A 24,580-nucleotide genomic window follows, 5' to 3' on the forward strand; every position below is an offset into this window, starting at 1 on the left:
GCTGCCATGGCCCCTACAATGCCGGGCGTGAACACCCAGGTCCTCAACATCTCCTGCTACAAGTTTGTGCCGCTGCCCGATGCGGCCCAGCTGCGCGATCAATTGGCCGAGCAGACCCAGCGCCTGGCGCTGCGCGGCACCATCCTGCTGGCCGAAGAAGGCATCAACTTCTTCCTGGCCGGGCCCGCTGAGGCCGTGCGCGAGGTGGTGGCCACCCTGCGCCAGGACCCCCGCCTGGCCGATCTGGCGCCCAAAGAGAGCTGGTCGGCCCACCAGCCGTTTCGCAAGATGCTGGTCAAGGTCAAGCGCGAGATCATCCGCATGAACCACCCCACCATCCGCCCGGCCGAAGGGCGGGCCCCTGCGGTGACGCCTGACACGGTGCGTCGCTGGCTGGCACAAGGCCATGACGACGATGGTCGCCCGGTGGTCACGCTGGACACCCGCAATGCCTTCGAGGTGGACCACGGCACCTTTGAAGGCGCGGTGGACTGGCGCATCAACAAGTTCACCGAATTCCCCGACGCCTTGCGCGCCCACAAGGCCGATCTGCAAGGCAAGACGGTGGTGAGCTTCTGCACCGGCGGCATCCGCTGCGAAAAGGCGGCCATCCTGATGCGCGAGGAAGGCCTGCCCCATGTGTACCAGCTCGAAGGCGGCATCCTCAAGTACTTCGAGGAAACCGATGGCGCCCATTACCAGGGCAGCTGCTTTGTGTTTGACGAGCGCGAGGCGCTGGCGCCAGACCTGTCTCCCCTGCGCTGAGCCCGTTCGCGGGCCACGATGCCCAGGCCCCCTGCCCCCTGGCTGTTCTCAGGTTCAGTGCCCCGGGCGCACGGGCAGTTCAATGCGCTCGGTCTCGCCGGGTACCTGGCCCATGCCGGCCTCAACGCGGCCTTGTGCCCAGTCCAGCTCGGCCTGCTCGATGCGGGCCTTGGAGGTCGAAACAAAATTCCAGCGGATATGGCGATGCCCCAGGGGCTGGCCCCCTACCAACACCCAGCGGCAGCCCTCAGGCCCGGCCTGCAGGTCCAGCGAGCCTTGCGGCACCACCAGCTGCTGCAATGGCAAGGCCTGACCATCCGCCAGCAAGCCGCCCTGCACCGCGTACAGGGCCTGCTCCTGGGCCAGCAAGGGCAGATGAAAGCTTGCGCCTGGCGCCATCTGCACATCCAGGTACAGCGTGGGCGACAGGGTCTGCACCGGAGAGCGCTGGCCAAAGGCCTCGCCCACCAGCACCCGCACCTGCACACCGGGGTGTTGAACTTCAGGCAGCGCTTCGGCCGGGGTGTGGACAAAGCTCGGCGCCACGTCTTCCAGCGCTTCGGGCAGGGCCACCCACAGCTGCAAGCCGTGCATGGCATAGGACTGGTCCGCCAGGTCAGGCGGGCGACGTTCGGAGTGCACAATGCCACGGCCGGCCGTCATCCAATTGATCGCGCCGGGCTCGATGCGCTGCTCAAAGCCCAGGTTGTCGCGGTGGATCTGTGCGCCTTCAAACAGGTAGGTCACCGTGGCCAGCCCGATGTGCGGGTGCGGGCGCACATCGAACTGGTCGGCCGGCTGCACCTGCACCGGGCCGAAGTGGTCAAAAAACAGGAAGGGCCCCACGGCCTGTCGCTGCGCGGCCGGCAGAGCCCGGCGCACCAGGAAGCCACCACCCAAGTCTTTGGTGTGGGGCGAAATCACGGTCCAGGCCGTCATGGGCTGTCCTCCTTGTGAAATGAACGAAAAAGGAATGAAACATGAATGAAGGGCCTGCGCCCCACCGGGCGGCAGGCCCCAGACACCCATGCTTACTTGGCGAGGCGGGCCGCGGTGGCCGCAATGCGGGCACCGAAGGCCTTGCCGCCTTCCAGGTCGCCCTGCGGCATTTCGGCCGGCGAGCTGTCCGAGGGGCTTTGCGCCATGGCACCCAGCGAGGCACCCAGCACGTTCGAATCGTTGCGCTGAGCGGCCTTGCTGTTGCTCGGCAGCTCGCCCAGGCCCACCCACAGGCCGCCATGCTGCATGGCCAGGGTCATCAGGTATTGCAGGGTGCTTTGCTTGTCGCCATTCAAAGAGGCGCTGTTGGTGAAGCCGGCAAACAGCTTGTCCTTCCAGGCGCGGGTGAACCAGGCCTTGGAGCTGGCGTCGGCAAACTTCTTGAACTGCCAGCTCACCGAGCCCATGTAGGTGGGCGAACCGAAGACGATGGCGTCGGCAGCGTTCAGGGTGTCCCAGCCACCTTCGGGCAGGTTGCCCTCGGCATCGATGGCCAGCAAGGTGCCGCCAGCGCCTTCAGCCACCGATTGCGCCAGGCGCAGGGTGTGACCATAACCCGAGTGGAAAACAACAACAACTTTTGCCATGAAAGACTCCTAGGTTGAGAAAAATGAATTCTGCCGCCCTGCTCAGGGCGCCAGATCGAACACCAACACCTCGGCATCGCTGCCGTGGCTGAGGGTCAACTGGTTTTCGTGCTCCAGCAGCAGCGCGTCGCCGCCTTCCAGCACCTGACCATTGGCCTGCAGACGGCCACGCACCAGGTGCACATAGGCCTTGCGGCCCGGTTGCAGCGCCAGGGTGGCCTGCTCGGCCTCGCCGTCGAACAGGCCGGCATGCAGGCTGGCGTCCGCATGGATGCGCACCGAGCCCTGGGCGCCATCGGGCGAGGCCACCAGGCGCAGCCGGCCACGCTTGTCGGCGTCGGGAAACGTCTTTTGCTCGTAGCCGGGCTCGATGCCCTGCACGTCGGGCAGGATCCAGATCTGCAGAAAGTGGGTGTTCTGGCCCGGCGCGTGGTTGAACTCGCTGTGCGTCACGCCGCGGCCTGCGCTCATGCGCTGCACCTCGCCGGGGCGAATGCCTTTGACGTGGCCCATGCTGTCCTGGTGGGCCAGCTCGCCGCTCAGCACATAGCTGATGATTTCCATGTCGCGGTGCCCGTGGGTGCCAAAGCCGGTGCCCGGGGCGATGCGGTCTTCGTTGATCACCCGCAGGTTGCCCCAGCCCATGTGGCGGGGGTCGTGGTAGCCGGCAAAAGAGAAACTGTGGAAGGACTTCAGCCAGCCGTGATCGGCATAGCCTCTTTCCCCTGATTTGCGAACGCTGAGCATGGTGTGCATCTCCTGAGGCTGAACTTTAGGGCCCGCCCCAGCTTCTGCGATGCGTGGTGATTGATGGCATCATTCATTTTTTTTGAATCGACGGTGGCCATGCCCTCCACGAAACCCACGGCCCGCGATGTCCTCACCCCCGATGCCCTGGGCATGCTGAAGGAGATCGCGCAGAGCGGCAGCTTTGCCGCTGCGGCGCGCCAGCTCAACCTGGTGCCCAGCGCCCTCACCTACCGGGTGCGCGCCATCGAAGACGCGCTGGACGTGCTGCTGTTCGACCGCAGCAGCCGCCAGGCCCGCCTGACCGAGGCCGGGCAGGAGTTGCTGCGCGAAGGCGCGCGCCTGCTCGACGAGATCGACGCCGTGGCCAACCGCGTCAAACGCGTGGCCACCGGGTGGGAGCCCCAGTTCACCGTGGCCGCGGATGGTGTCATCACCCGCAGCACCCTGCTGGAATTGACGGGCGATTTCTTCCAGCTCAACCCGCCCACGCGGCTGCGCATCCGCGACGAGATCATGACCGGCACTTTGCAGGCCCTGGTGCTGGGCCATGCCGATCTGGCCCTGGGCGTGATCATGGATGGCACCACCCCCAGCGATATCCAGCAACGCGAGCTCGGTGCCATGCAGTTCATCTACGTGGTGGCACCGCACCACCCCCTGGCCAAGGTGCAGGAGCCGCTGTGCGACGACCTGATCCGGCAACACCGCGCGGTGGCCGTGGCCGACTCCAGCCAACGCGGCAGGGGCATGACCGTGAACCTGCTGCCTGGCCAGGACGTGTTCACCGTGCCCACCATGCAGGCCAAGGTCGAAGCCCAGTTACGCGGCCTGGGCGCGGGCTTCCTGCCTGAATCCATGGTGCGCAACTACCTCGATGCCGGCATGCTCATCCACAAACCCCTGGAGCGGGCCTCGCGCCCGATGCGCTGCAGCTACGCCTGGCGGGCCAGCCCCGGCCAACGCCCCGGCCGGGCCCTGCAGTGGTGGCTGGACCGGCTGGAGTCGGCCGCCACTTGCCAGGCCCTGCTGGAGCAGCCCCGGCATGTGGTGCGCTGACAGCCAGGCTGCGACGGCACGCTGGGGGCGGGAAAGCCCTGAAGCCCGCAGCGCAAAACGCTGATCCAACTCGCCCGGAAGGCCCGCCAATTGGGTTAGGCTTTGTGACGTCCTCATTGATCGGAGACTCAGCATGGCAAAACGCCCTCGAAGCTCGACCGGCCCGCGCAAGAAGCCGGCCCAACCCACCCTGGTGCCCCAACGCATTGCCATCGTGGGTGCCGGCATGGCCGGCATCACCTGCGCCCGCACCCTGGCCCAGGCAGGGCATGATGTCACCGTGTTCGAGAAAAGTGCCGGCGCCAGCGGCCGCATGGCCAGCACCGACACGGCCTTTGGCAGCTTCGACACTGGCGCCCAGTACTTCACGGTGCGCGACCCCCGCTTTGAATTGGCGTTGGCCACAGCGCCCAACGCCGCCCGCCGCTGGAGCGCCAACGCCGTGCGCATCCTCGATGAACACGGCCAGGTGAGCTCCCCCAGCCTGCCCCACCCCGAACCCCATTGGGTGGGCGTGCCGGCCATGAACCGCCTGGTGCGCGACTGGGCCGCCCCCTTGCAAGCCCAGGGCAGGCTGCTCACCCAGACCCGGGTGAGCGCCCTGCAACGCGACACCCTGCAACCGCAGCGCTGGCAACTGCACACCGCCGGTGACGATGGCAGCAGCCAGGTGCATGCCGGCTTTGATGCCGTGTTGCTGGCCCTGCCCGCGCCCCAGGCCGCCGAACTGCTGGCCGCCGTGCCCAGCGCCGGCGCCCTGGCCGAAGCCCTGCAACCCGTGACCATCGCCCCCTGCTGGACCCTCATGTTGGCCTTCCCGCAGGCGGTGCAACCGGGCCTGACCACCCTGGGCCCGCAATGGAACGCGGCCCGCAGCACGCACCACCGCATCGCCTGGCTGGCCCGCGAGTCGTCCAAGCCCGGGCGCAGCCAGATCGAGCGCTGGACCGTGCAGGCCAGCGACGTCTGGTCGAGCGAACACCTCGAAGACAGCGCCGAGCGCGTGCAGGGCAAACTGCACCGCGCCTTTGTCGACGTCACCGGCATCCATGCCGAGCCCAGCCACATCGCCCTGAAGCGCTGGAAACACGCCAAAACCCTGAAGGCCCTGGGCCAGACCCACCTCTGGGACCCGGCCAATGGCATCGGCCTGTGCGGCGACTGGTGCCTGGGGCACCGGGTGGAAGACGCCTTTGTGTCCGGCCTGAGCCTGGCACTCTCGCTGAGCTGAGCTGCCCCCGGGGCGGCCCTGCAGCCGCCCCCGCCTGCCATGCCCCTGCCCCCTGGCGGCTACATCGGCCGCTTTGCCCCCTCCCCCACCGGCCCCCTGCACGCCGGCTCGCTGGTGGCCGCCCTGGCCAGCTGGCTGGACGCCCGAGCCCATGGCGGGCAGTGGCTGGTGCGCATCGAAGACATCGACCCACCCCGCTGCAGCCCGGGCGCCGACCTGTTTCTGCTGCAACAGCTGGCGGCCTGCGGCCTGCACCCGGACCAGCCGCCCGTGTGGCAATCCCAGCGCCACGCCCTGTACGCCAACGCTTTGCAGCGCCTGATCCAGGCCGGCCTGGCCTATGGCTGCGCCTGCACCCGCAAGGAGATCGAAGCCGCCTTGCAGGCCCAGGGCGTGCAACGGGCCCGGCACCAGCAAGCCGTCTACCCAGGCACCTGCCGCCTGGGCAGCCACGGGCGGGCTGTGCGCGCCTGGCGGCTGGAGGTGGAGAGGATCGCCGGGGCCACCGACCTGCATTGGCAAGACCGCCGATTGGGCCCCCAAACCCAGAATGTGGCCGCCGAGGTCGGCGACTTTGTGCTGCAACGGGCCGATGGGCTCTGGGCCTACCAATTGGCCGTGGTGGTGGACGACGCCGCCCAGGGCGTGACCGACATCGTGCGCGGCGCCGACCTGCGCGACAACACGGCGCGCCAGATCCTGCTGCAGCGCGCGCTGGGCCTGCCCACGCCGCGCTACCTGCACACCCCCTTGGTGCTGGACGCCCGCGGCGAGAAACTGTCCAAACAACACGGCGCACCCGCCATCGACACCCGCAGCGCGGCCAGTTGTCTGGCGGCACTGCGTCAGGCGGCCCAGGCCCTGGGCCTGCCCGAAGAGCCCGGCGCCGATGCCGGCATCAGCGATCAATTGCTCAGGTGGACCACCATGTGGCGGGCCCGCTGGGGCTGAACAGGCCTGAATGGGCGCAGACGGCGCCCGCTTGCCTACAATCTCACTCCATTTGGCGCCCTGTTTGCGCCTCGATCGCGCCCTGATCGCGCCCGGCCCTGCGCCTGAAACCCCGACACCATGCAAGAACACCCAGAAAACACCGACCCCGTGGCCCCCCAAGCAGCGACCGAAGCGATTGGCACGGCCTCAGAGGCCCAGCCCGCCGGCGCCCCGGCCGGCGTGGCCTTTCCCAAGACCATCAAGAGCTTTGTGCGGCGCGCCGGCCGCACCACCACCGGCCAGGCCAAGGCCTTTGAGCTGCTGGGCCCGCGTTTTGTGCTGCCTTACCGCGCCGCACCGCTGGACATGACCGAAGCCTTTGGCGCCCCGGGCCCGGTGGTGCTGGAGATCGGTTTCGGCATGGGCGACGCCACGGCCCACATCGCGGCGCTGATGCCCGACACCCACTTCCTGTGCTGCGAAGTGCATGAACCCGGTGTGGGTGCCCTGCTCAAGCAGGTGGGCGAGCGCGGCTTGAGCAACATCCGCATCCTGCAGCATGACGCGGTCGAGGTCATCGACCACATGCTGCCGCAGGGCGTGCTCGAAGGGGTGCACATCTTCTTTCCAGACCCCTGGCACAAGACCAAGCACAACAAGCGCCGGCTGATCCAGGCGCCGCTGGTGGCCAAATTGGCGGCCCGTTTGCGCCCAGGCGGCTACCTGCATTGCGCCACCGACTGGGAGCCCTATGCCGAGCAGATGCTGGAGGTGCTGGGTGCGGAACCCCTGTTGCGCAACCGCCAGGCCAGCGGCGGCTATGCCGATCGCCCGGCCTACCGCCCCGAGACCAAGTTCGAGCGCCGTGGCCTACGCCTGGGCCATGGGGTGTGGGACCTGGTGTTTGAGAAGGTCAGCTGACAGCTTGTGCCTCGGCGTGAGCCGCCCCGGGGATGCGCCCGGAGCTGCCAGACGGGCACAGACACAAAGCCGCGGGCAATACCAGGGCCTGGTGCATTTTTGCGACAAAACCACCTGATTTCGAACAAATCTCAGGACAGCTCGGCGCGGCACAAGCGTGCTTTTACAAAAACTGGCTACCATCGCGCCTCATCCATCTTATGCCGGGATTGAAACGGATCCGTCCCCTTCGGCCCGGCTCGAACTCGTCATTTCCCCTTGTGTGCAACCGGTTTTGACAATGAATCCACTTTTGCAGCATCTGGTCGAGATCACGGGTCATCGAGATCATGCCCGCCTGGAAATTTCGGTCATCTCTGCCTTGCACCAGTTGGGCAATGTGCAAGAGGTGCGCGCACTGGAAGTGGTGACCATCGGCGAAGAAACCCATGTGCGGCCCAAGGCCTGGATCAGTGATGGCGCATTGCAATCCATTGAAGACCCCCAGCACGCAGAGATTCCGCGCCTGCCCCTCATGGCCTACCCGGCATTGGCTGCCTGTATCGCCGAGAAATCCGCCGGGCGTGAAGAGCGCTCTGCCGGCGGAGAACACGAGTTGTGGCTGCCTGTATGGCTGCAGGAAAAGGTGGTGGCTTGCCTGGAAATCCGAAACGACCGCCCCTTTGCCCAGGACACGCTGAACGTGATCCACGGCATCTTCCACGTCTACCGCAACTACCAGAGCCTGCTCGACTACAGCGAGCGCGATGCCCTCACCGGCCTGTTCAACCGCAAGACGTTCGACGCCGAGTTCTCCCGCCCCGGCCAAAGCCCCGCTGTCAGCGGAACAGGCGCGCAAACCGATGAAGACAGCCCTCGGCATTGGCTGGCCGTGGTGGACATCGACCACTTCAAGCAGGTCAACGACCGTTTCGGCCATCTTTACGGTGACGAGGTCCTGATCCTGATGGCCAATCTGTTGCGCGCGTCCTTCCGCGCCCAGGACCGCATTTTCCGCTTTGGTGGCGAGGAATTTGTGATCCTGCTGCGCTCGGCCACGCTGGCCACAGCCCGCCAGATCTTCAACCGCTTTCGTCAGGCGGTGGAGCACCATGTGTTTCCGCAGGTCGGTCGGGTCACCGTCAGTGTTGGTTTTGTCAGTACCCACGAAGGGTCGGCAGTCGAGATTCTGGGCCACGCCGATCAGGCGCTTTATTACGCCAAAGAGCATGGTCGCAACCAGGTCTGCCATTACGACGAGTTGATCGGCTCGGGCCGGTTGAAAAAGCAAACCCAGGCGCACGACGAAGTCGAGCTGTTCTGAGCCGCTTGCTCCGGTCCGCACACTGCTGCGTCCCGGCCCGGTCTAGGCGACCAGATCCACGCTGGCCCGTGCCTCACACCAGGCTTGCAGATCAGATCCCGACACCGGCTTGCTGAAGTAATAGCCCTGCATGTGGCAGCAGCCGAAGGCCACCAGAAAATCGGCCTGCTCTCGGCTCTCCACCCCTTCGGCAATCACCTCCAATTGCAGGTGGTGCGCCAAATCGATGATGGCCGTGATGATGGCCATGTTCTTGGGGCTGGCCTGGTAAGCATCGACAAAGGATTTGTCAATCTTCAGCACGTCCACCGGGAGGGTGGCCAGGTAAGCCAGGCTGGAGTAGCCCGTGCCGAAGTCATCGATGGCAATGCGCAAACCGAGCGCCTTGAGCCCACGCAGCACACCAGCCATGGCCTCCATGTTCTGCATCAACCCGCTTTCGGTGACTTCAATTTCCAGCAGGGCCGGCGGCAAGCCTGTGTTTTTAAGCACCTGCTGCACCTCGGCCACAAAACCGGGGTCGGCCAACTGCCGTATCGACACATTGACCGCCATCGGCGCCCTGAGCAGGCCCAGAGCACACAGGCGGCTGGCCTCTTCGCAAGCTGTGCGCAGAATATGGCGCCCGATCTCGATGATCTGCCCACTTTCCTCGGCCACCGGGATGAACTGGGCCGGCGACACGCGCTGCCCGGACCAGCGCCAACGCGCCAGCGCCTCGACACCGACGACCTGGTCGGCACTGAAATCCACCTTGGGCTGGTATTCGAGAAAGATCTCGCCGTGCCCCAGGGCGGCCTTCAGCGCCTGCTCCTGCTGCAAGCGCAGATGGGCCGCCACCCCCAGTTCGCGCGTGAAGTAATGGAAGCGGTTGCGGCCGGCATTCTTGGCCGCGTACAGCGCGGCATCCGCGTGCTTGGCCAATTCATCGAAGTTACTTCCGTCAGCTGGGAACAGGGCGATGCCGATGGTGACCGACACATTGAGCTCCCGGCCCTGCACCACAAAGGGCTCGCTGCACAGGCGCAGCAGCTTGCGGGCCAACTGGCCGGCCTGGGCCGCATCCTTCAGGCCGGTCTGCAGGATCACGAACTCATCACCCCCCTGGCGGCTCAGGGTGTCGGAATGCCGCATGGCGCTCGACAGGCGCCGCGCGAAATCCACCAGCAGGCGGTCGCCCACCTCATGCCCCAGGGAGTCATTGACCGTCTTGAAGCGGTCCAGATCGAGGTACATCACCGCCACCTGCTCCTGCTCACGCTGGGCCAGCAAAATGGCCTGCTCGGCCCGGTCGTACAGCATCAGCCGGTTGGGCAGCCCAGTCAGGGCATCGTGCTGGGCCAGGTGGGCCATGCGGATGGCCATCGAGCGCATCTCGCTGACATCGTGGAACACCATCACCGCACCGATGATCTCGCCGTGCCGGTCCTTGATCGGTGCGGCAGAGTCTTCGATGTCAAAGCGCTGACCATCGCGCCTGACCAGGGCCGTGTCGGCCGCCAGGCCCACCGTGTCCTGCAGCTCCAGCGCGAGTCGCACCGGGTTGCGCAAAGGGCTGCCGTCGACCGAGTTGACGATGGGCATCACCGCCTCCACAGGCTCGCCGCGTGCCAGGTCCAGGCGCCAGTCGGTCATCAACTCGGCCACCGGGTTGAGGTAGGTCACCCGGCCCGCCACATCCACCGTGATCACCGCGTCGCCGATCGAGCTCAACGTGACCCGGAAGCGCTCCTTCTCTTCGAACACCTGGCTCTCGGCCTGTTTGCGATCGGTGATGTCCATGAGCTGAGCAAAAATGCCCGCCACACGGCCCTCGCGAAGATCAGGCGCCAAGGACACCAGCAAGGTGCGCAGCAGCCCCCCCGGCAACTTGACCGGCCACTCAAAGGTCTGCGCCTCGCCCGCCAGAGCCAGCTTGATGTAGGGCCCGTAGCGGTGCATCAGGGCGGGCCCGACCACATCCGGCAGCGTCTGCCCCCGCAACACCTCGGGCAGGAGGCCGAAAAGGTCACGGTGCAAGTGATTGGCAAACAGGTTGCGCAGATCGCGGTCCCAATAGCTGACCAGTGAAGGCAGGTGGTTGACGATGGTGCGCAGATGCCCCTCGGCATGCGCCAGCAACTGCGACACCTGCTGGCGATGCCGCAACTCACGCTCAAACAACAGCACCAGGCCCAGACAGCCGGCCACCAGCACCAGCGTCACCCCTCCCGTGCTGGCCACCCTTTGCCACCAGGCTGCCTCGACGGCAGCCGACCGACGCATCAGCACCAGGCGCAAGGGCGCATCGCCGACCTGCAGATAGCTGACCAGGCGCGGCACACCATCGCCGGCCAGATCCGATCGAAAATTACCGGCCGGCGCGGGGCCTTGAGGCCCGTGCTCCGGCCAGCTCAGGCTGCCACTGAGTGATGCCCCTCCCGGGCCGACAGCCCCAGCCAGGTAAGTGCCATCACGGTGCTCCAGCCAGAGCAGCGAGTCACCTTGCAGCTCGGATCCGTCCAGCAGCCCCTGCCAATGGGCCAGGGGGACCAGGCCCACCACCACACCGGCAAAATGCCCGGCTGCATCCTGCAGACGCCGACTCATGGCCAACGCAGGTATCTTCTTGATCTGGCTGACAAAGGGGTGGCTGATATACAGCGCATCGCGGTCCGCCCGCCACTGCACCTGAAAATAGTCGCGCTGCGTGGCCATGACCGGGCGAGGAACCAGGCCTGCGCTGTCGGCCACAGCCAACCCGGCACGGTCCAGCACCAAGGTGGCGGCAAAGACCGGTTCACCCGTCAAACGTTTGAACAACAGGCGCTGGCGCAGCTCGGGTGCCAAGCTCTGCAAACCAGGGTCCTGCCAGTCATCGCGTATGGCACCCAGCACGCGGTCACCCAGGCTCACATGGCGTGCCAGCTCCTGACTCAGTTGGGCCAGGACCCGGGCATCGTGCTCGGCCACCCGGCCCCAGGTCTCGCGCAGGTCCGTGCGCGCCCAATGCACAGACAGGCCCGCCATTGTCAGTGCCAGGCACAGGGCCATCAGCAGCAGCCAGCGGGAAGTGATGGGGCGGAGCATGATCGGTAGGGTGGAGCCAGGGGCGGATTCTAGGGATGGGGCTTGCCACCACATTGATGCGGGTCAAGCTCCGACCTTGCTACCGCGGCACCAGCGGGTCTTGGCGTGTCAAATCCTTGACATGCCGTGGCGCGCGCGTGGGGCAAGATGCGACACCCCATCGCCCCCCTTTCAGGAGACAGCATGAACATCCCTTCACTGCAGCAGCAGGTCAGCGCCGAAGAGTGGCAGTTGCGCGTCGATCTGGCCGCCTGCTACCGCCTGGTGGCAGCCTATGGCTGGAGCGACCTGGTCTTCACCCACATCAGCGCCAAATTGCCGAGTTCGGTGGCGGGTGATGAACACCAGTTTCTGATCAACCCCTACGGGCTGATGTTCGACGAGATCACGGCCTCCAGCCTGGTCAAGGTGGACATGCAGTGCAACAAGCTGCACGACAGCCCCTTCCCCGTCAACCCGGCAGGCTTCGTGATCCATAGCGCCATCCACGAAGCACGGCCTGAGGCCGGCTGTGTGCTGCACACCCACACCCGTGCCGGTGTGGGCGTGAGTGCCCAGAAGCACGGCATTTTGCCGCTGAGCCAGCAATCCACCTTTGTGCTGAGTTCACTGGCCTACCACGACTATGAAGGGGTCGCGATCCGCGACGATGAAAAGACCCGCCTGCAGGCCGATCTGGGCACAGCCAATTACTTGGTGCTGCGCAACCATGGGCTGTTGACCGTGGGACGCAACATCCCCGAGGCATTTTTGGCCATGTACACCTTCGAAAACACCTGCAGGATCCAGATCGACGCCCTGGCGGGCGGTGGTGAAGTGGTCGCGGTCAACCCCGCCATCCTGGACAGTGTGGCGCATGCCATGAAGGTGCAGACCAGCGGCATGGGTGGTCAGTTTGTCTGGCCATCGCTGCTGCGCAAACTGGAACGGCTGGACCCCGGCTACAAGACCTGAACAGCCCAGAACCCAGCCGGCCAGCCAGCCAAAGGCGCATCATCAACCGCTCACTTCGACGCGGTCTCGCCCTTCGCTCTTGGCGTGGTAGAGCATGGCGTCGGCGCGCGCCAGCAGATCCGCCACCCCCTCGTCAGGCCCGCACTGGGCCACGCCGAAACTGGCAGTTCGTGGGATCACCATGCCCTCCCAGAGGGCGGGTTGTTCTCCCACACGTTCACGCAAGCGCTCTGCTGCTTGGCGAGCATCCACCAGGTCGCTCTCGGGCAGGACGATCAGGAATTCTTCCCCGCCATAGCGGGCCACCCAATCCACCTGGTTGCGCAACTGCCCCAACAGCAAGGTGCCAAAGTCGCGCAAGACCGCATCCCCGGCCGCGTGACCATGGGTGTCGTTGATGACCTTGAAATGGTCAATGTCGGCAAAGATCACCGACAAAGGCCGCCCATAGCGGCGCGCCCGCTCGATCTCCGAGGGCAGGCGCTCCTCGATCACGCGCCGGTTGAAGCACCCTGTGAGCGCATCGGTGATCGACAGCCTGTGCACCTCACCAATCAATTTCTCCAATTGCTGAGTGCGCTCTGCCACCAAGCCATCCAGGTTGGCAATGTGACTTTGCAGTTCGCCTTGAAGCTGGCGAAAGCCCTGAGTCACCAGGTCGATCTCGTCGAGATGATCGCTGCTGGCACGGTCCAGCACCAAGGGGCGGGAGATTTCCTGCGGCTTGAGCTCGGAGGCGAAACGCGCAATCTGCTGCAGAGGTTGCTGCAGATCCCGCCGCAGCATCCAGGCCACCACCAGACACAGCAAGGCGGTGAAGACCCCATACCCTGCAGCGATGGTGAGTGTGTTGGCCAGGATCTGTTGGTAGAGGTAGCTGGGATCGACCCACAGTTGCAGCTGGCCCACGGCCTTGCCCCCCTGGGGCGCCAGGATTTCGAGCGTGTGGGTCGGTGGCGTGTCGGCCCCGACCTCCGAAGACAAGGTGCCCGCCTCAAAAATCTGCCCCGTGCTGGCCAACACCCGGGCACGACCGATCTCGGGCAGGCCCGCCAGCCAGTTCATCTGACGCTGGATCACCTCGGGCTCAATGTCCCACAGCGACAGCGACAGCATCGGCAGGCTGTTGTCAGCAATTTCGCTGACCGCGTGCTCCACCTGGGACTGGCTGCTGCGATAGGCCAAACCGGCCTGCAGCAGAGTCATCGCCAACAAGCAAAGCCCGGCCAGCAGCACAATGCGCCGGATCAGCGTCGCCGCAATCGAACGGTAATAAGGCTGGTTCAAAGACATGTCGGCCTAGCGTAACAGGTCGCCCACATCGAAATCGTAATGGACCAGTCGCGGATTGAGCGCCAGGCTGTAGCGCCTGAAATCCAGCGTCCCGCTGTCAGCGGCAAAACGCTGCATGAAGCGCTCGGCCAATGGCGGTGTGAACAGGATGAACATGGGCACCACCAGTTCCAAGCCCTCGGACTGGGCAAAGTCATGGCCCTTGGCATGGTCGTGGATCATGACGAGCACCCAGGCCCCGGCCATGAAATGCCCGCCCGCGAGCGCCGAAAGCTCCCCCGAACGCACCGCGTTGAGGGCCTCTGTGGAGGTGTTGACGCCGCTGAACAGCACATCCTTGCCTGGCACGTCAGCATGTTCGCGCCAGGCCTGCATGGCACCAAAGGCCATCTGATCGCTGCCCGCCCACACCAGCCGCGCATCCGGGTGGCGGCGCACCAGCCAACGCGACTTGGTCAAGGCGGTCTCGCGGCTCCAGTTGGCGTAGACGATCTGGTCCAGCACCACATCAGAGGCTTCGGCCAACGCGCGCTGCAGCCCGGCATTGCGGGCGGCCGAGCTGGGTGTGGAGCGGTCGCCGGCGATGGCGATCACATGCAGCAAGCCGTCCGCCCCCCGCAGTTGGGCCCGACGACCTTTCTCGATCAGCGTCTTTGCCGTGAGGTAACCCGCGTCTTCAGCCCGGGGCTCGAGCGTCCCCAGCCAGAAATCGTACTTTTCACGCGGCCCTCCGGTGTGGCGCCGGTCTGCACCATGGATGCCACTGAAAGCCATCATGGCCTTGATGCCCGAGCCGTTCAGCAGCCGCAGGATCTCGGGGCCAGTGGCATAGTCATTGGAGAACACCACGTAATCCGGTCGCTGGCCAGCCGGGCGGGCGGCCAGCGATGCCGCGATCTCCAGCGCCTTGAGGTGATCACGCTCGGCATACTTCACCTCCAGCTGCAGGTCCAGGCTGCGCGCCGCCTGCACCATCGCCGAGGCTGCCGCCACCCAGTAGGCCTCGTTGCTGCGCCCCGGGTTGATGAAGGTCACCGACACGGCATGCGCGGGCCCGACCAGACCCAGGGTGATCATCAGCAGCAGGGCAAGGCGGTACAGGGCGGCACTCAAGACAGGGATCCAGAAAAGGACTGCACCTTGACCCAGGGCGAAACCCGGGGGCAAGGGCAAGGAAGGGGCTAGGCCATGGGCCGCATTATGGGCAAGGGGGCAAGAGGCACCACAGGGCAAGCCCCACCCCGGCTTGTCTTGGGCTCTCACTGGCATGAAAAGCCCTGACAGCTCAGCAAGGGGCTTGCCGCCCCCTGCCCTCTGAGCCGCCTCAGGCGCGCTCGGCCACCCAGCCCTGCACCGAGGCCAGGGCCTTGGCCAGGCCCGACGCATCGGTGCCACCCGCCATGGCCATGTCAGGCTTGCCGCCGCCCTTGCCGCCCACTTGCTGGGCCACAAAGTTGACCAGCTCACCCGCCTTGACCTTGCCCACGCTGTCGGCGGTGACGCCGGCGGCCAGTTGCACCTTGCCGCCATCGACGGCGGCCAGCACGATGGCGGCGGTCTTGAGCTTGTCTTTCAGCTTGTCCAGGGTGTCGCGCAGGGTCTTGGCATCGGCGCCGTCGAGCAAGGCGGCCAGCACCTTGATGCCCTTGACGTCCACCGCCTGGCCCATCAGCTCGTCGCCTTGCGAGGAAGCCAGCTTGCCCTTGAGCGCCGCCACTTCCTTCTCGAGGGTCTTGACCTGGTCCAGCACCTGGGTGATGCGGCCTTGCAGCTCGGCGGCCGGGGCCTTGAGCGTGCCGGCGGCCTGGTGCACCGTGGCTTCCAGATCTTGCAGGTAGGCCAGCGCGTTGGCGCCCGTGACAGCCTCAATGCGGCGCACGCCGGCGGCCACGCCACTTTCGCCCACCACCTTGAACAGCCCGATGTCGCCCGTGCGCTGCACGTGGGTGCCACCGCACAGCTCACGGCTGCTGCCGATGTCGAGCACGCGCACGGTCTCGCCGTATTTTTCGCCGAACAGCATCATGGCGCCGGTCTTCTGGGCCGACTCGATGTCCATCACCCGCGCCTGGGTCGGCACGTTGCCGAGGATCTCGGCATTCACCTGGGCCTCGATGGCGCGGATCTGTGCATCGGTCACCGGGGCATTGTGGGCAAAGTCGAAACGGGTGCGTTCGGCGTTGACCAGCGAGCCCTTTTGCTGAACGTGCTCGCCCAGCACTTCGCGCAAGGCCTTGTGCATGATGTGGGTGACCGAGTGGTTGCGCATGGTGGCGGCGCGCACGGCCGTGTCCACGGCCGCCGTCACGTGGTCGCCCACGGCCAGGGTGCCGGCCTCCAGCGTGCCGTGGTGGCCGAACACGTCGGCCTTGATCTTCAGGGTGTCGCCCACGGCAAAGGTGGCCGAGCCGCTGCTGATCACGCCTTCATCGCCCACCTGACCACCGCTTTCGGCGTAGAAGGGGGTGGTGTCCAGCACCACCACACCGGTCTGGCCAGCCTTGAGTTCAGCGGCCGGCGTGCCGTCCACATACAGGGCCACGACCTTGGCCGGGGCTTCGAGCTTGTCGTAGCCCACGAAGGTGTTGCCGGCGCCGGTGTACTCCAGCGCGCGGTCCATCTTGAACTTGCCGGCAGCGCGGGCCTGGGCCTTTTGCTTGTCCATGGCCAGCTTGAAGCCGTCTTCATCGACCGCCACATCGCGCTCGCGGCACACGTCGGCCGACAGGTCGAGCGGGAAGCCGTAGGTGTCGTGCAGCTTGAAGGCCACCTCGCCCGGCAGCGTCTTGCTGCCGTCGGCCAGGGCAGCGTCCAGGATTTCCATGCCGTTGGCCAGGGTCTCGAAGAAGCGCTCTTCCTCGGCCTTCAGCACCTCGGTGATGCGGGCCTCATCGCTCTTGAGCTTGGGGTAGGCGTCGCCCATCAGCGCCACCAGGTCTTTGACCAGCTTGTGGAAGAACGGGGTCTTCTGGCCCAGCTTGTAGCCGTGGCGGATGGCGCGGCGAACGATGCGGCGCTGCACGTAGCCGCGACCTTCGTTGGAGGGGATCACGCCATCGCTGACCAGGAAGGCGGTGGCGCGGATGTGGTCGGCGATCACGCGCAAGCTCTTGTTGCCCAGGTCTTTCTCGCCGGTTTCACGCGAGGCGGCCTTGATCAGCGTGTCGAAGATGTCGATCTCGTAGTTGCTGTGCACGTGCTGCAGGATGGCCGCCAGGCGCTCCAGGCCCATGCCGGTGTCCACGCAGGGGGCCGGCAGCGGCTTGACCGAGCCGTCAGGCTGCATGTCGAACTGCATGAACACGTTGTTCCAGATCTCGATGTAGCGGTCGCCGTCAGCGTCGGGGCTGCCCGGAGGGCCACCCGCGATGTCGGGGCCGTGGTCGAAGAAGATCTCGCTGCAGGGGCCGCAGGGGCCGGTGTCGGCCATCATCCAGAAGTTGTCGGAGGCGTACTTGGCACCCTTGTTGTCGCCGATGCGCACCACGCGCTCGGGCGGCAGGCCGATTTCCTTCGTCCAGATGTCGTAGGCCTCATCGTCGTCGATGTACACGGTGGCCCACAGCTTGTCGGCCGGCAGCTTGTAGACCTCGGTCAGCAGCTCCCAGGCCCACTTCAGCGACTCGCGCTTGAAATAGTCGCCAAAGCTCCAGTTGCCCAGCATTTCGAAGAAGGTGTGGTGGCGCGCGGTGTAACCCACGTTTTCCAGGTCGTTGTGCTTGCCGCCGGCACGCAGGCAGGCCTGCACCGAGGCCGCACGCACATAGGGGCGCTTGTCGGTGCCCAGGAACACGTCCTTGAACTGCACCATGCCCGAGTTGGTGAACATCAGCGTCGGGTCGTTGCCCGGCACCAGCGAGCTCGACGCCACCACGGTGTGCCCCTTGGAGGCGAAGAAATCGAGGAAGGTCTTGCGAATCTGGGCGACGGTGATAGGTGTGCTCATGGGGTGCGAAGAGAGGGTTCGGGTTGGATATCCGGCCGAGGGCCCCGGTCACTGTGCCGGGCCAAACAGCGGATTATAAGATTCGGCGGCCTGCGCCTGCCTCAGGGACGGGCCTCACTGGGCCTCACTGGGCTACTTGGCGCCCCAGCTCGATGCGCTGGGCCAGAAACTGCCACAGGCGCTCGTCCTGGCAGAAGGCCACATTGAAGCGCAACCAGCCGGTGGGCCGCGGCTCGACCAGGAAAAGCTGCCCCGGCCCGAGCATGATGCCGGCGGCCGTGGCCTCCTTGGACAGCTCGGCGCTGTCGGGCAGGTCGGGGTGGCGGGCCCACAGGTACATGCCGGCTTCGGGCTCGTGGAACAGCTCGAAGCCCAGGCTGTCCAGGCGCCGGCCCACCTGGCGGTGCGCCTCGCCCAGGCGATCACGCAGCGACTTGAGGTGCTTGCGCCAGCGCCCGTCGGTGATCACGCCGAAGGTCACCCGCTCGGCAATGTCCGACGAGGTCAGGCCGGCCACCATCTTGAGCTGGACGAACTCGCCCAGCATGTCGGGCCGCGCCAGCAGGTAGCCCACGCGCAGATTGGGCGAGATGGTCTTGGAATAGCTGCCGATGTAGACCACCCGGCGCAACTGGTCCAGGCTGGCCAGCGAGGAACGCGAGGTGCCGTCCATGTCGGCATACAGATCGTTCTCGACCAACACGAAATCATGCTGCTCGGCCAGCTGCAGCAGCCGGTGCAGGTGCGCCACCGAGGCCAGCGAGCAGGTGGGGCTTTGCAGCCGGGGCTGGGTGAAGAAGGCCTTGGGCTTGTGCTGCTGCACCAGCGCCTCGAGCGCCGGCAGGTCATAGCCCGTGGGCGTGCGCGGCACGCCAATCAGCTGGGCACCTGCAAATCGCAGCATGTACAAGAGGTTGGGATAGGCCGGATCGTCTACCAGCACGGCGTCGCCGGGCTTGAGCAGGCAGCGCGCCACCAGGTCCAGCGCCTGGCTGGAGCCATGGGTGAGCAGCACCTGATCGGCATCGACGGTGATCTGATGCTCGGCCAGCGACTCGGCAATCATCATGCGCAAGGCCATGTGGCCCGATGGCAGGCCGTAGCCGTCCAGCTCGGGGCCATCGGTGGAGAGTTGCCTCAGGCTGCGGCGCACGGCGTCGCCAAACAACCAGTCGTGCGGCAGCCAGCCACAGCCGGGCTTCATGGGCAGGTTGCGGTTCTCGAAGATCTGCTTGAGGTACCAGCGCGCATCGAAGCGCGGCGCCTCACGCTGCGGCTGCCCTGCCACGGCGGGCGAGCCGCCCTCATCACGGCGCTTGACAAAAAAGCCCGCATTGGCGCGCGACACCAGCCAGCCCTGCGCCACCAGGCGGTCATAGGCCTCGACCACGGTGAACACACTCACCCCGTGGGCTGCGGCAAAGGCCCGGATCGAAGGCAGTTTGCTGCCCGGCTTGATGACCTGACCGGCGATCAGGCCGCGCAAGCCATCGACGATCTGGCTCACGAGCGGGGTCTGGACATCGGTACGGAGTGTGAGCATCAAAAAAACAGAGGACCCGGATCGAAAAAACACGGCGCCAGGGGATCACAGGCCTGGCAGCTGCCAACGAGAAGTCTAACCCCCAAGTTCCCCGATACACCGATTCAAGCAATGGGTACGGGAATGCCCCAAAGTTGGGCCTTGATCAAGGGCAAAACCAAGGGTTAACCCGAGATTCAAAATCCCTTGGCGCCCCAGACCGGCGCATTGGCGGCCAACAGCCCGCCGCGTATGCGCCACGGCGGTGCAAGGCACCAGATCAGGGATTCCATGTACAGGCAACACGACCTGCACAGTGCATCCAAAACTCGAAGTGTGTGTACATGGTTCAAAACAGAAACGATCCGTAAAGTCCGCCCATCTGTTCAACCAACCGCCTGAAAACCATGAAGTCAGAACGCCATTTCACCAACGCCGCCCTTCTTGCCCGCCGCCAGGCCGCCGTCGCCCGCGGCGTGGGCCAGTCGCATGAGATCTTCATCCAGAAGGCCGAGAACGCCGAGTTCTGGGACGTGGAAGGCCGCCGCTTCATCGACTTCGCGGGCGGCATCGCCGTGCTCAACACGGGCCACCTGCACCCGCAGGTGATCGCCGCCGTGCAGGCCCAACTGGCGCTCTACACCCACACCTGCTTCCAGGTGGTGGCCTACGAACCCTATGTGGAAGTCTGCGAGCGCCTGAACACCCTGGCCCCCGGCGACTTTGCCAAGAAGAGCCTGCTGCTGACCACCGGCGCCGAAGCCGTTGAAAACGCCATCAAGATCGCCCGGGCCCACACCCGCCGCCCGGGCGTGATCGCCTTCACCGGCGGCTACCACGGCCGCACCAACCTGACCCTGGGCCTGACCGGCAAAGTGGCCCCCTACAAGGTCGGCTTCGGCCCCTTCCCGGGAGAGATCTACCACGCCCTGTTCCCCAATGCGCTGCACGGTGTGAGCGTGGCCGATGCACTGCACTCGGTCGAGCTGATCTTCAAGAACGACATCGAACCCCAGCGCGTGGCGGCCTTCATCGTCGAGCCCGTGCAAGGCGAAGGTGGCTTCAACGTGGCCCCGCCCGAGTTCATCTCCGGCCTCAAGGCCCTGGCCGAGCGCCACGGCATCCTGCTGATCGCCGACGAAGTGCAGACCGGCGCCGGCCGCACCGGCACCTGGTTTGCCTGCGAGCAATGGCCTGTTGCCCCGGATCTGATCACCACCGCCAAATCGCTGGCTGGCGGCTTCCCGCTGTCGGGTGTGGTGGGTCGCGCCGAGGTGATCGACGCCCCCGCCGCCGGCGGCCTGGGTGGCACCTATGCCGGCAGCCCGGTGGCCTGCGCCGCCGCCCTGGCCGTGATCCAGGCCTTTGAAGACGAGAAGCTGCTGGAGCGCAGCAAGACCCTGGGCCAAAACTTGCAAGCAGGTCTGCGCCGCATCGCCGAAAGCGAAACATCGATTGGCGATGTGCGCGGCCTGGGCGCCATGGTGGCGATCGAGCTGTTCGAGAACGGCGACAAGAGCCGCCCCGACGCCAACCTGACCAAGAACGTGGTGGCCGAAGCCGCCCGCCGCGGTCTGGTGCTGTTGTCTTGCGGCACTTACGGCAACGTGATCCGCATCCTGGTGCCCCTGACTGCCTCCGATGCCCTGATTGAAGAAGGCCTGGCCATTTTGGCCGAGAGCTTCAAATCTCAGCGCTGATCCTTCACGCCCTACTCTGCCTTCCCCAAAAACATGTCTCAAGCAGAACCCCTGGTGCGCTTCTCCGGCGTGCAAAAGACCTACGACGGCGAACAGCTCGTGGTGCGCGATCTGAACCTGGACATCCAGCGCGGCGAATTCCTGAGCCTGCTGGGGCCTTCGGGCTCGGGCAAGACCACGACGCTGATGATGCTGGCCGGCTTCGAGTCGCCCACTGCGGGTGACATCCTGCTGGATGGCCGCCAGATCACCGGCACGCCGCCGCACAAGCGCAACTTCGGCATGGTGTTCCAGAACTACGCCCTGTTTCCCCACCTCACCGTGGGGCAGAACGTGGCCTACCCGCTGACAGTGCGCAAAGTGCCCAAGGACGAGCAGGCCCGCCGCGTGGCCAAGGCACTGGACATGGTGCGCCTGGGCGGCATGGCCGATCGCCTGCCGGCCCGCCTCTCGGGCGGCCAGCAGCAGCGGGTGGCCCTGGCCCGCGCCCTGGTGTTCGAGCCACAGCTGGTGCTGATGGACGAGCCGCTGGGCGCGCTGGACAAGCAACTGCGCGAGCACATGCAGATCGAGCTGAAGGAACTGCACCGCCAACTCGGCGTGACCTTTGTTTACGTGACCCACGACCAGGGCGAGGCGCTGACCATGAGCGACCGCGTGGCCGTGTTCAACGAAGGCGTGATCCAGCAGCTGGCCCCGGTGGAAGACCTGTACGAGGCCCCGAGCAACCGCTTTGTGGCCGGCTTTGTGGGCGACAGCACCGTGCTCAAGGGCAGCCTGCAAGGTGGCGACACCCTGCAGCTGGCCGACGGCCAGCGCCTGCAAGGCCTGAATGTGAACGGCGTGGCCAACGGCGCCGCTGTGGAGGCCTGTGTGCGGCCTGAGCGCATCGTGCTGCACCTGGGCTCGGCCGCGCCGGTGCCCAACTCGCTGGCCGCCACCGTGGCCCGCGTGATCTATTACGGCGACCACCTGCGACTGCTGTGCTCGCTGGGCGACGGCCAGGCCGAGGCCACCGTCAAGCTGCCCCTGACCCGCGCCGACAGCAACCCCCATCCGCAAGCCGGTGAGGCGGTGCGGCTGGAGTTCCCGGCCGCGGCCACCCGCCTGTACGCGGTGTGAGCCCGGCCCCCTGTTTTTTTCGTGCTCCCCTCTCTAGAACCTCAACTTCCAACAAAGGAAAACGTGCCATGAAAAAGAGCCTGATCCCCTGCGCAGCCGCCGCCCTGGCCGCCTGCCTGGCCCTGCCCAGCTTTGCCCAGCAGCAGTTGACCATCGTCAACTTCGGCGGTGCCAATGCCAACGCCCAGAAGAAGGCCTATTACGAGCCCTTCGAAAAGACCGGCGTGAAAGTGGTGCCGGTGGAATACAACGGTGAGCAGGCCAAGATCAAGGCCATGGTCGAAACCAAGAAGGTGACCTGGGACGTGGTGGAAGTCGAATCGCCCGACGCGGTGCGCGGCTGCGACGAAGGCCTGTTCGAAAAGCTCGACTACAGCAAGCTCGCCGACAAGGCTGATCTGCTGCCGGCCGCCGTCACCGAGTGTGGCGTGGGCGTGTTCGTGTGGTCCACCGTGATGGCCTACAACGGCGACAAGCTCAAGAGCGCTCCCAGCAGCTGGGCCGACTTCTTTGACACCAAGAAGATCCCTGGCAAGCGCGGCATGCGCAAGGGCGCCCGTTACAACCTCGAATTCGCTTTGCTGGCCGATGGCGTGAAGCCGGGCGACGTGTACAAGGTGCTGGCCACCAAGGAAGGTGCCGACCGCGCCTTCAAGAAGCTGACCGAACTCAAGCCCAGCATCCAGTGGTGGGAAGCCGGCGCCCAGGCGCCCCAGTTCCTGGTGGCCGGTGACGTGGTGCTGAGCACGGTCTACAACGGCCGCATCGACGCCGCCAACCGCGAAGGCCGCAACCTGAAGATCTACTGGCCGGGCGGCATTTATGACCTGGATTACTGGGTGATTCCGAAGGGCGCTCCGAACAAGGACCTGTCGCTGAAGTTCATGGCCTTCGGCCTGCAAGCCGCCAACCAGGCCGTGTATGCCCAGAACATCGCCTACGGCCCGACCAACAGCAAGGCCCTGGCCAAGCTCGACAAGAAGGTGCTGGACGACCTGCCCACCTCGGCCGCCAACGCCAAGGAAGCCCTGCAGTTCAACGTGAGCTTCTGGGCCGACCAGGGCGAAGCCCTCGAAAAGCGCTTCGCTGCCTGGGCCACCCAGTAAGCCCACCCGAGCCTGAGCCACACTGACTGAGAGACGGAGCCGATTCACCATGGCAGAACCCATCCGAGCCGCCATTGCCCCGGGCGAAGAGCCCGGCGCACTGCGCAAAGCCCTATCCCGAGCCGAAGCGCGCCGCCAGTGGCGGGCCTTCGGACTGACCCTGCCCTTGCTGGTGTTTCTGCTCCTGACCCTGCTGGTGCCGATCGTCGCGCTGCTGCAGCGCGCGGTCGAAAACCCCGAGGTGGCCAACGCCCTGCCCCAGACCATCCGCGCGCTGGACGGCTGGAACGGACGCGAAGCCCCTGCGGCAGCCGCCTATGGCGCCCTGGTCAAAGACCTGGCGCACCTGCCCGACAGCGCCGACGCCGGCCAGCTGGCGCGCCGCCTCAACACCGAGGTGGCCGGTGCCCGCTCGCTGGTGATGGGCGCCTACCGCGCCCTGCCCTTCGAGGGCAGCGACGCCGACATCCAGGCCCGCCTGCTGCAGGCCGACCCGCGCTGGGGCGAGGCCTCGTTCTGGCAGGCGATTGCCAAGAACGGCTCGCGCTGGACGCCTGATTACCTGCTGGCCTCACTGGACCTGAAGCGCGACACCGAAGGTGCCATCGAGCGCATGCCCGAAGAACAACGCGCCTTTGGCGCCATCCTGCTGCGCACCTTCCACATCAGCCTGGTGGTGACGATCTGCTGCCTGCTGCTGGGCTACCCGCTGGCCTGGTGGCTGGCCTCGCTGCCCGAGCGCTCGGCCAACGTGCTGATGATCCTGGTGCTGGTGCCGTTCTGGACCTCGATCCTGGTGCGCGTGGCCGCCTGGATCGTGCTGCTGCAGTCCGAAGGCCTGGTCAACAGCGGCCTGATGGGCCTGGGCCTGATCCACGAGCCCCTGCCCCTGCTATTCAACCGCACCGGCGTGGTGATCGCCATGGTGCACATCCTGCTGCCCTTCATGATCCTGCCGCTGTACAGCGTGATGAAGAACGTGCCCCCCACCTACCTGCGCGCCGCCGTGTCGCTGGGCAGCGCGCCGCTGGCGGCCTTCTTCCGCGTCTATGTGCCGCAGACCTACCCCGGCATCGGCGCCGGCGCCCTGCTGGTGTTCATCCTGTCGATCGGCTACTACGTGACCCCGGCCCTGCTGGGCGGCGCCGACGACCAGATGCTGAGCTACTACATCGCCCGCTACACCAACGTCGAGGTGAACTGGGGCATGGCCTGCGCCCTGGGGGCCATCCTGCTGGGCGCCACGCTGATCCTGTATGGCGTGTACCGCCGCATGGGCAAAGCCGAACTGAGCCTCGGCTGAACGTATGGCCCCCACGCTCC

General features: G+C 65.9%; 19 protein-coding genes. 11 read left to right on the forward strand and 8 right to left on the reverse strand.

Annotated features, from left to right (window positions below; translation table 11 throughout):
- Window positions 1–6: 6 nt before the first annotated feature.
- Window positions 7–765 (forward strand): sulfurtransferase, encoded by a 759-nt coding sequence (locus F624_RS0117395; RefSeq protein WP_245573665.1) that lies wholly within the window; start codon window positions 7–9, stop codon window positions 763–765.
- A gap of 54 nt (window positions 766–819) precedes the next feature.
- Here the strand turns inward: F624_RS0117395 and F624_RS0117400 are convergent, their stop codons facing one another.
- The 3 genes from F624_RS0117400 to F624_RS0117410 all read right to left on the reverse strand — a co-directional run bounded on the left by F624_RS0117400 (window position 820) and on the right by F624_RS0117410 (window position 3,098).
- The gene (locus F624_RS0117400) at window positions 820–1,704 is read right to left on the reverse strand and encodes a pirin family protein (RefSeq protein ID WP_019575610.1); all 885 of its coding nucleotides are present in this window, start codon (window positions 1,702–1,704) and stop codon (window positions 820–822) included.
- 92 nt (window positions 1,705–1,796) lie between these two features.
- Window positions 1,797–2,351 carry a flavodoxin family protein gene (locus F624_RS0117405; RefSeq protein ID WP_019575611.1) on the reverse strand — a complete coding sequence of 185 codons (555 nt, stop codon included), beginning with the start codon at window positions 2,349–2,351 and terminating at the stop codon, window positions 1,797–1,799.
- 42 nt (window positions 2,352–2,393) lie between these two features.
- Window positions 2,394–3,098 carry a pirin family protein gene (locus tag F624_RS0117410; RefSeq protein WP_031255375.1) on the reverse strand — a complete coding sequence of 235 codons (705 nt, stop codon included), beginning with the start codon at window positions 3,096–3,098 and terminating at the stop codon, window positions 2,394–2,396.
- A 99-nt stretch (window positions 3,099–3,197) separates the two neighbouring features.
- On the opposite strand from F624_RS0117410, the gene F624_RS0117415 reads away from it, so the two are divergent.
- From F624_RS0117415 to F624_RS0117435, 5 genes are all read left to right on the forward strand, one after another.
- Window positions 3,198–4,157 carry a LysR family transcriptional regulator gene (locus tag F624_RS0117415; protein ID WP_031255377.1) on the forward strand — a complete coding sequence of 320 codons (960 nt, stop codon included), beginning with the start codon at window positions 3,198–3,200 and terminating at the stop codon, window positions 4,155–4,157.
- A gap of 133 nt (window positions 4,158–4,290) precedes the next feature.
- Entirely contained in the window at window positions 4,291–5,388 is a 1,098-nt protein-coding gene (locus F624_RS0117420) for an NAD(P)/FAD-dependent oxidoreductase (RefSeq protein ID WP_019575614.1), read from the forward strand.
- Window positions 5,389–5,427: 39 nt separating this feature from the next.
- Window positions 5,428–6,339 carry a tRNA glutamyl-Q(34) synthetase GluQRS gene (gene gluQRS / locus F624_RS0117425; protein WP_019575615.1) on the forward strand — a complete coding sequence of 304 codons (912 nt, stop codon included), beginning with the start codon at window positions 5,428–5,430 and terminating at the stop codon, window positions 6,337–6,339.
- Window positions 6,340–6,459: 120 nt separating this feature from the next.
- Window positions 6,460–7,242: a tRNA (guanosine(46)-N7)-methyltransferase TrmB gene (gene trmB / locus F624_RS0117430; RefSeq protein WP_019575616.1), complete on the forward strand. Its 783-nt coding sequence runs from the start codon at window positions 6,460–6,462 to the stop codon at window positions 7,240–7,242.
- A 280-nt stretch (window positions 7,243–7,522) separates the two neighbouring features.
- A complete protein-coding gene (locus tag F624_RS0117435) occupies window positions 7,523–8,545 on the forward strand; it encodes a GGDEF domain-containing protein (RefSeq protein ID WP_031255383.1) in 1,023 nt (340 codons plus the stop codon).
- Window positions 8,546–8,587: 42 nt separating this feature from the next.
- On the opposite strand, the gene F624_RS33500 is transcribed toward F624_RS0117435, so the two are convergent.
- The gene (locus tag F624_RS33500) at window positions 8,588–11,614 is read right to left on the reverse strand and encodes a bifunctional diguanylate cyclase/phosphodiesterase (RefSeq protein ID WP_019575618.1); all 3,027 of its coding nucleotides are present in this window, start codon (window positions 11,612–11,614) and stop codon (window positions 8,588–8,590) included.
- Window positions 11,615–11,797: 183 nt separating this feature from the next.
- Between F624_RS33500 and F624_RS0117445 the strand changes: the two genes are divergently transcribed.
- Window positions 11,798–12,568: a class II aldolase/adducin family protein gene (locus F624_RS0117445; RefSeq protein ID WP_019575619.1), complete on the forward strand. Its 771-nt coding sequence runs from the start codon at window positions 11,798–11,800 to the stop codon at window positions 12,566–12,568.
- A 42-nt stretch (window positions 12,569–12,610) separates the two neighbouring features.
- Here F624_RS0117445 and F624_RS0117450 read toward each other — a convergent pair whose 3' ends face one another.
- From F624_RS0117450 to F624_RS0117465, 4 genes are all read right to left on the reverse strand, one after another.
- Window positions 12,611–13,861 carry a sensor domain-containing diguanylate cyclase gene (locus F624_RS0117450; RefSeq protein ID WP_019575620.1) on the reverse strand — a complete coding sequence of 417 codons (1,251 nt, stop codon included), beginning with the start codon at window positions 13,859–13,861 and terminating at the stop codon, window positions 12,611–12,613.
- Window positions 13,862–13,867: 6 nt separating this feature from the next.
- Entirely contained in the window at window positions 13,868–14,974 is a 1,107-nt protein-coding gene (locus F624_RS0117455) for an ABC transporter substrate-binding protein (protein WP_019575621.1), read from the reverse strand.
- Between the two features lie 211 nt (window positions 14,975–15,185).
- On the reverse strand, window positions 15,186–17,807 hold the full coding sequence (gene alaS / locus F624_RS0117460; protein ID WP_019575622.1) for an alanine--tRNA ligase: 2,622 nt from the start codon (window positions 17,805–17,807) through the stop codon (window positions 15,186–15,188).
- Between the two features lie 124 nt (window positions 17,808–17,931).
- Complete coding sequence (locus F624_RS0117465) at window positions 17,932–19,350, reverse strand: aminotransferase-like domain-containing protein (RefSeq protein ID WP_019575623.1); 1,419 nt, start codon at window positions 19,348–19,350, stop codon at window positions 17,932–17,934.
- Between the two features lie 386 nt (window positions 19,351–19,736).
- Here F624_RS0117465 and gabT point away from each other — a divergent pair, with 386 nt between their 5' ends.
- The 4 genes from gabT to F624_RS0117485 all read left to right on the forward strand — a co-directional run bounded on the left by gabT (window position 19,737) and on the right by F624_RS0117485 (window position 24,560).
- On the forward strand, window positions 19,737–21,029 hold the full coding sequence (gene gabT / locus F624_RS0117470; RefSeq protein WP_019575624.1) for a 4-aminobutyrate--2-oxoglutarate transaminase: 1,293 nt from the start codon (window positions 19,737–19,739) through the stop codon (window positions 21,027–21,029).
- Window positions 21,030–21,062: 33 nt separating this feature from the next.
- Window positions 21,063–22,151, forward strand: coding sequence for an ABC transporter ATP-binding protein (locus tag F624_RS0117475; protein WP_019575625.1), 1,089 nt, complete (start codon window positions 21,063–21,065; stop codon window positions 22,149–22,151).
- A 68-nt stretch (window positions 22,152–22,219) separates the two neighbouring features.
- Complete coding sequence (locus F624_RS0117480; RefSeq protein ID WP_019575626.1) at window positions 22,220–23,257, forward strand: ABC transporter substrate-binding protein; 1,038 nt, start codon at window positions 22,220–22,222, stop codon at window positions 23,255–23,257.
- A 49-nt stretch (window positions 23,258–23,306) separates the two neighbouring features.
- Window positions 23,307–24,560: an ABC transporter permease gene (locus tag F624_RS0117485; protein ID WP_019575627.1), complete on the forward strand. Its 1,254-nt coding sequence runs from the start codon at window positions 23,307–23,309 to the stop codon at window positions 24,558–24,560.
- The last annotated feature ends 20 nt before the right edge of the window (window positions 24,561–24,580 follow it).

It is taken from the genome of Curvibacter lanceolatus ATCC 14669, assembly GCF_000381265.1.
Taxonomy (GTDB): domain Bacteria; phylum Pseudomonadota; class Gammaproteobacteria; order Burkholderiales; family Burkholderiaceae_C; genus Curvibacter; species Curvibacter lanceolatus.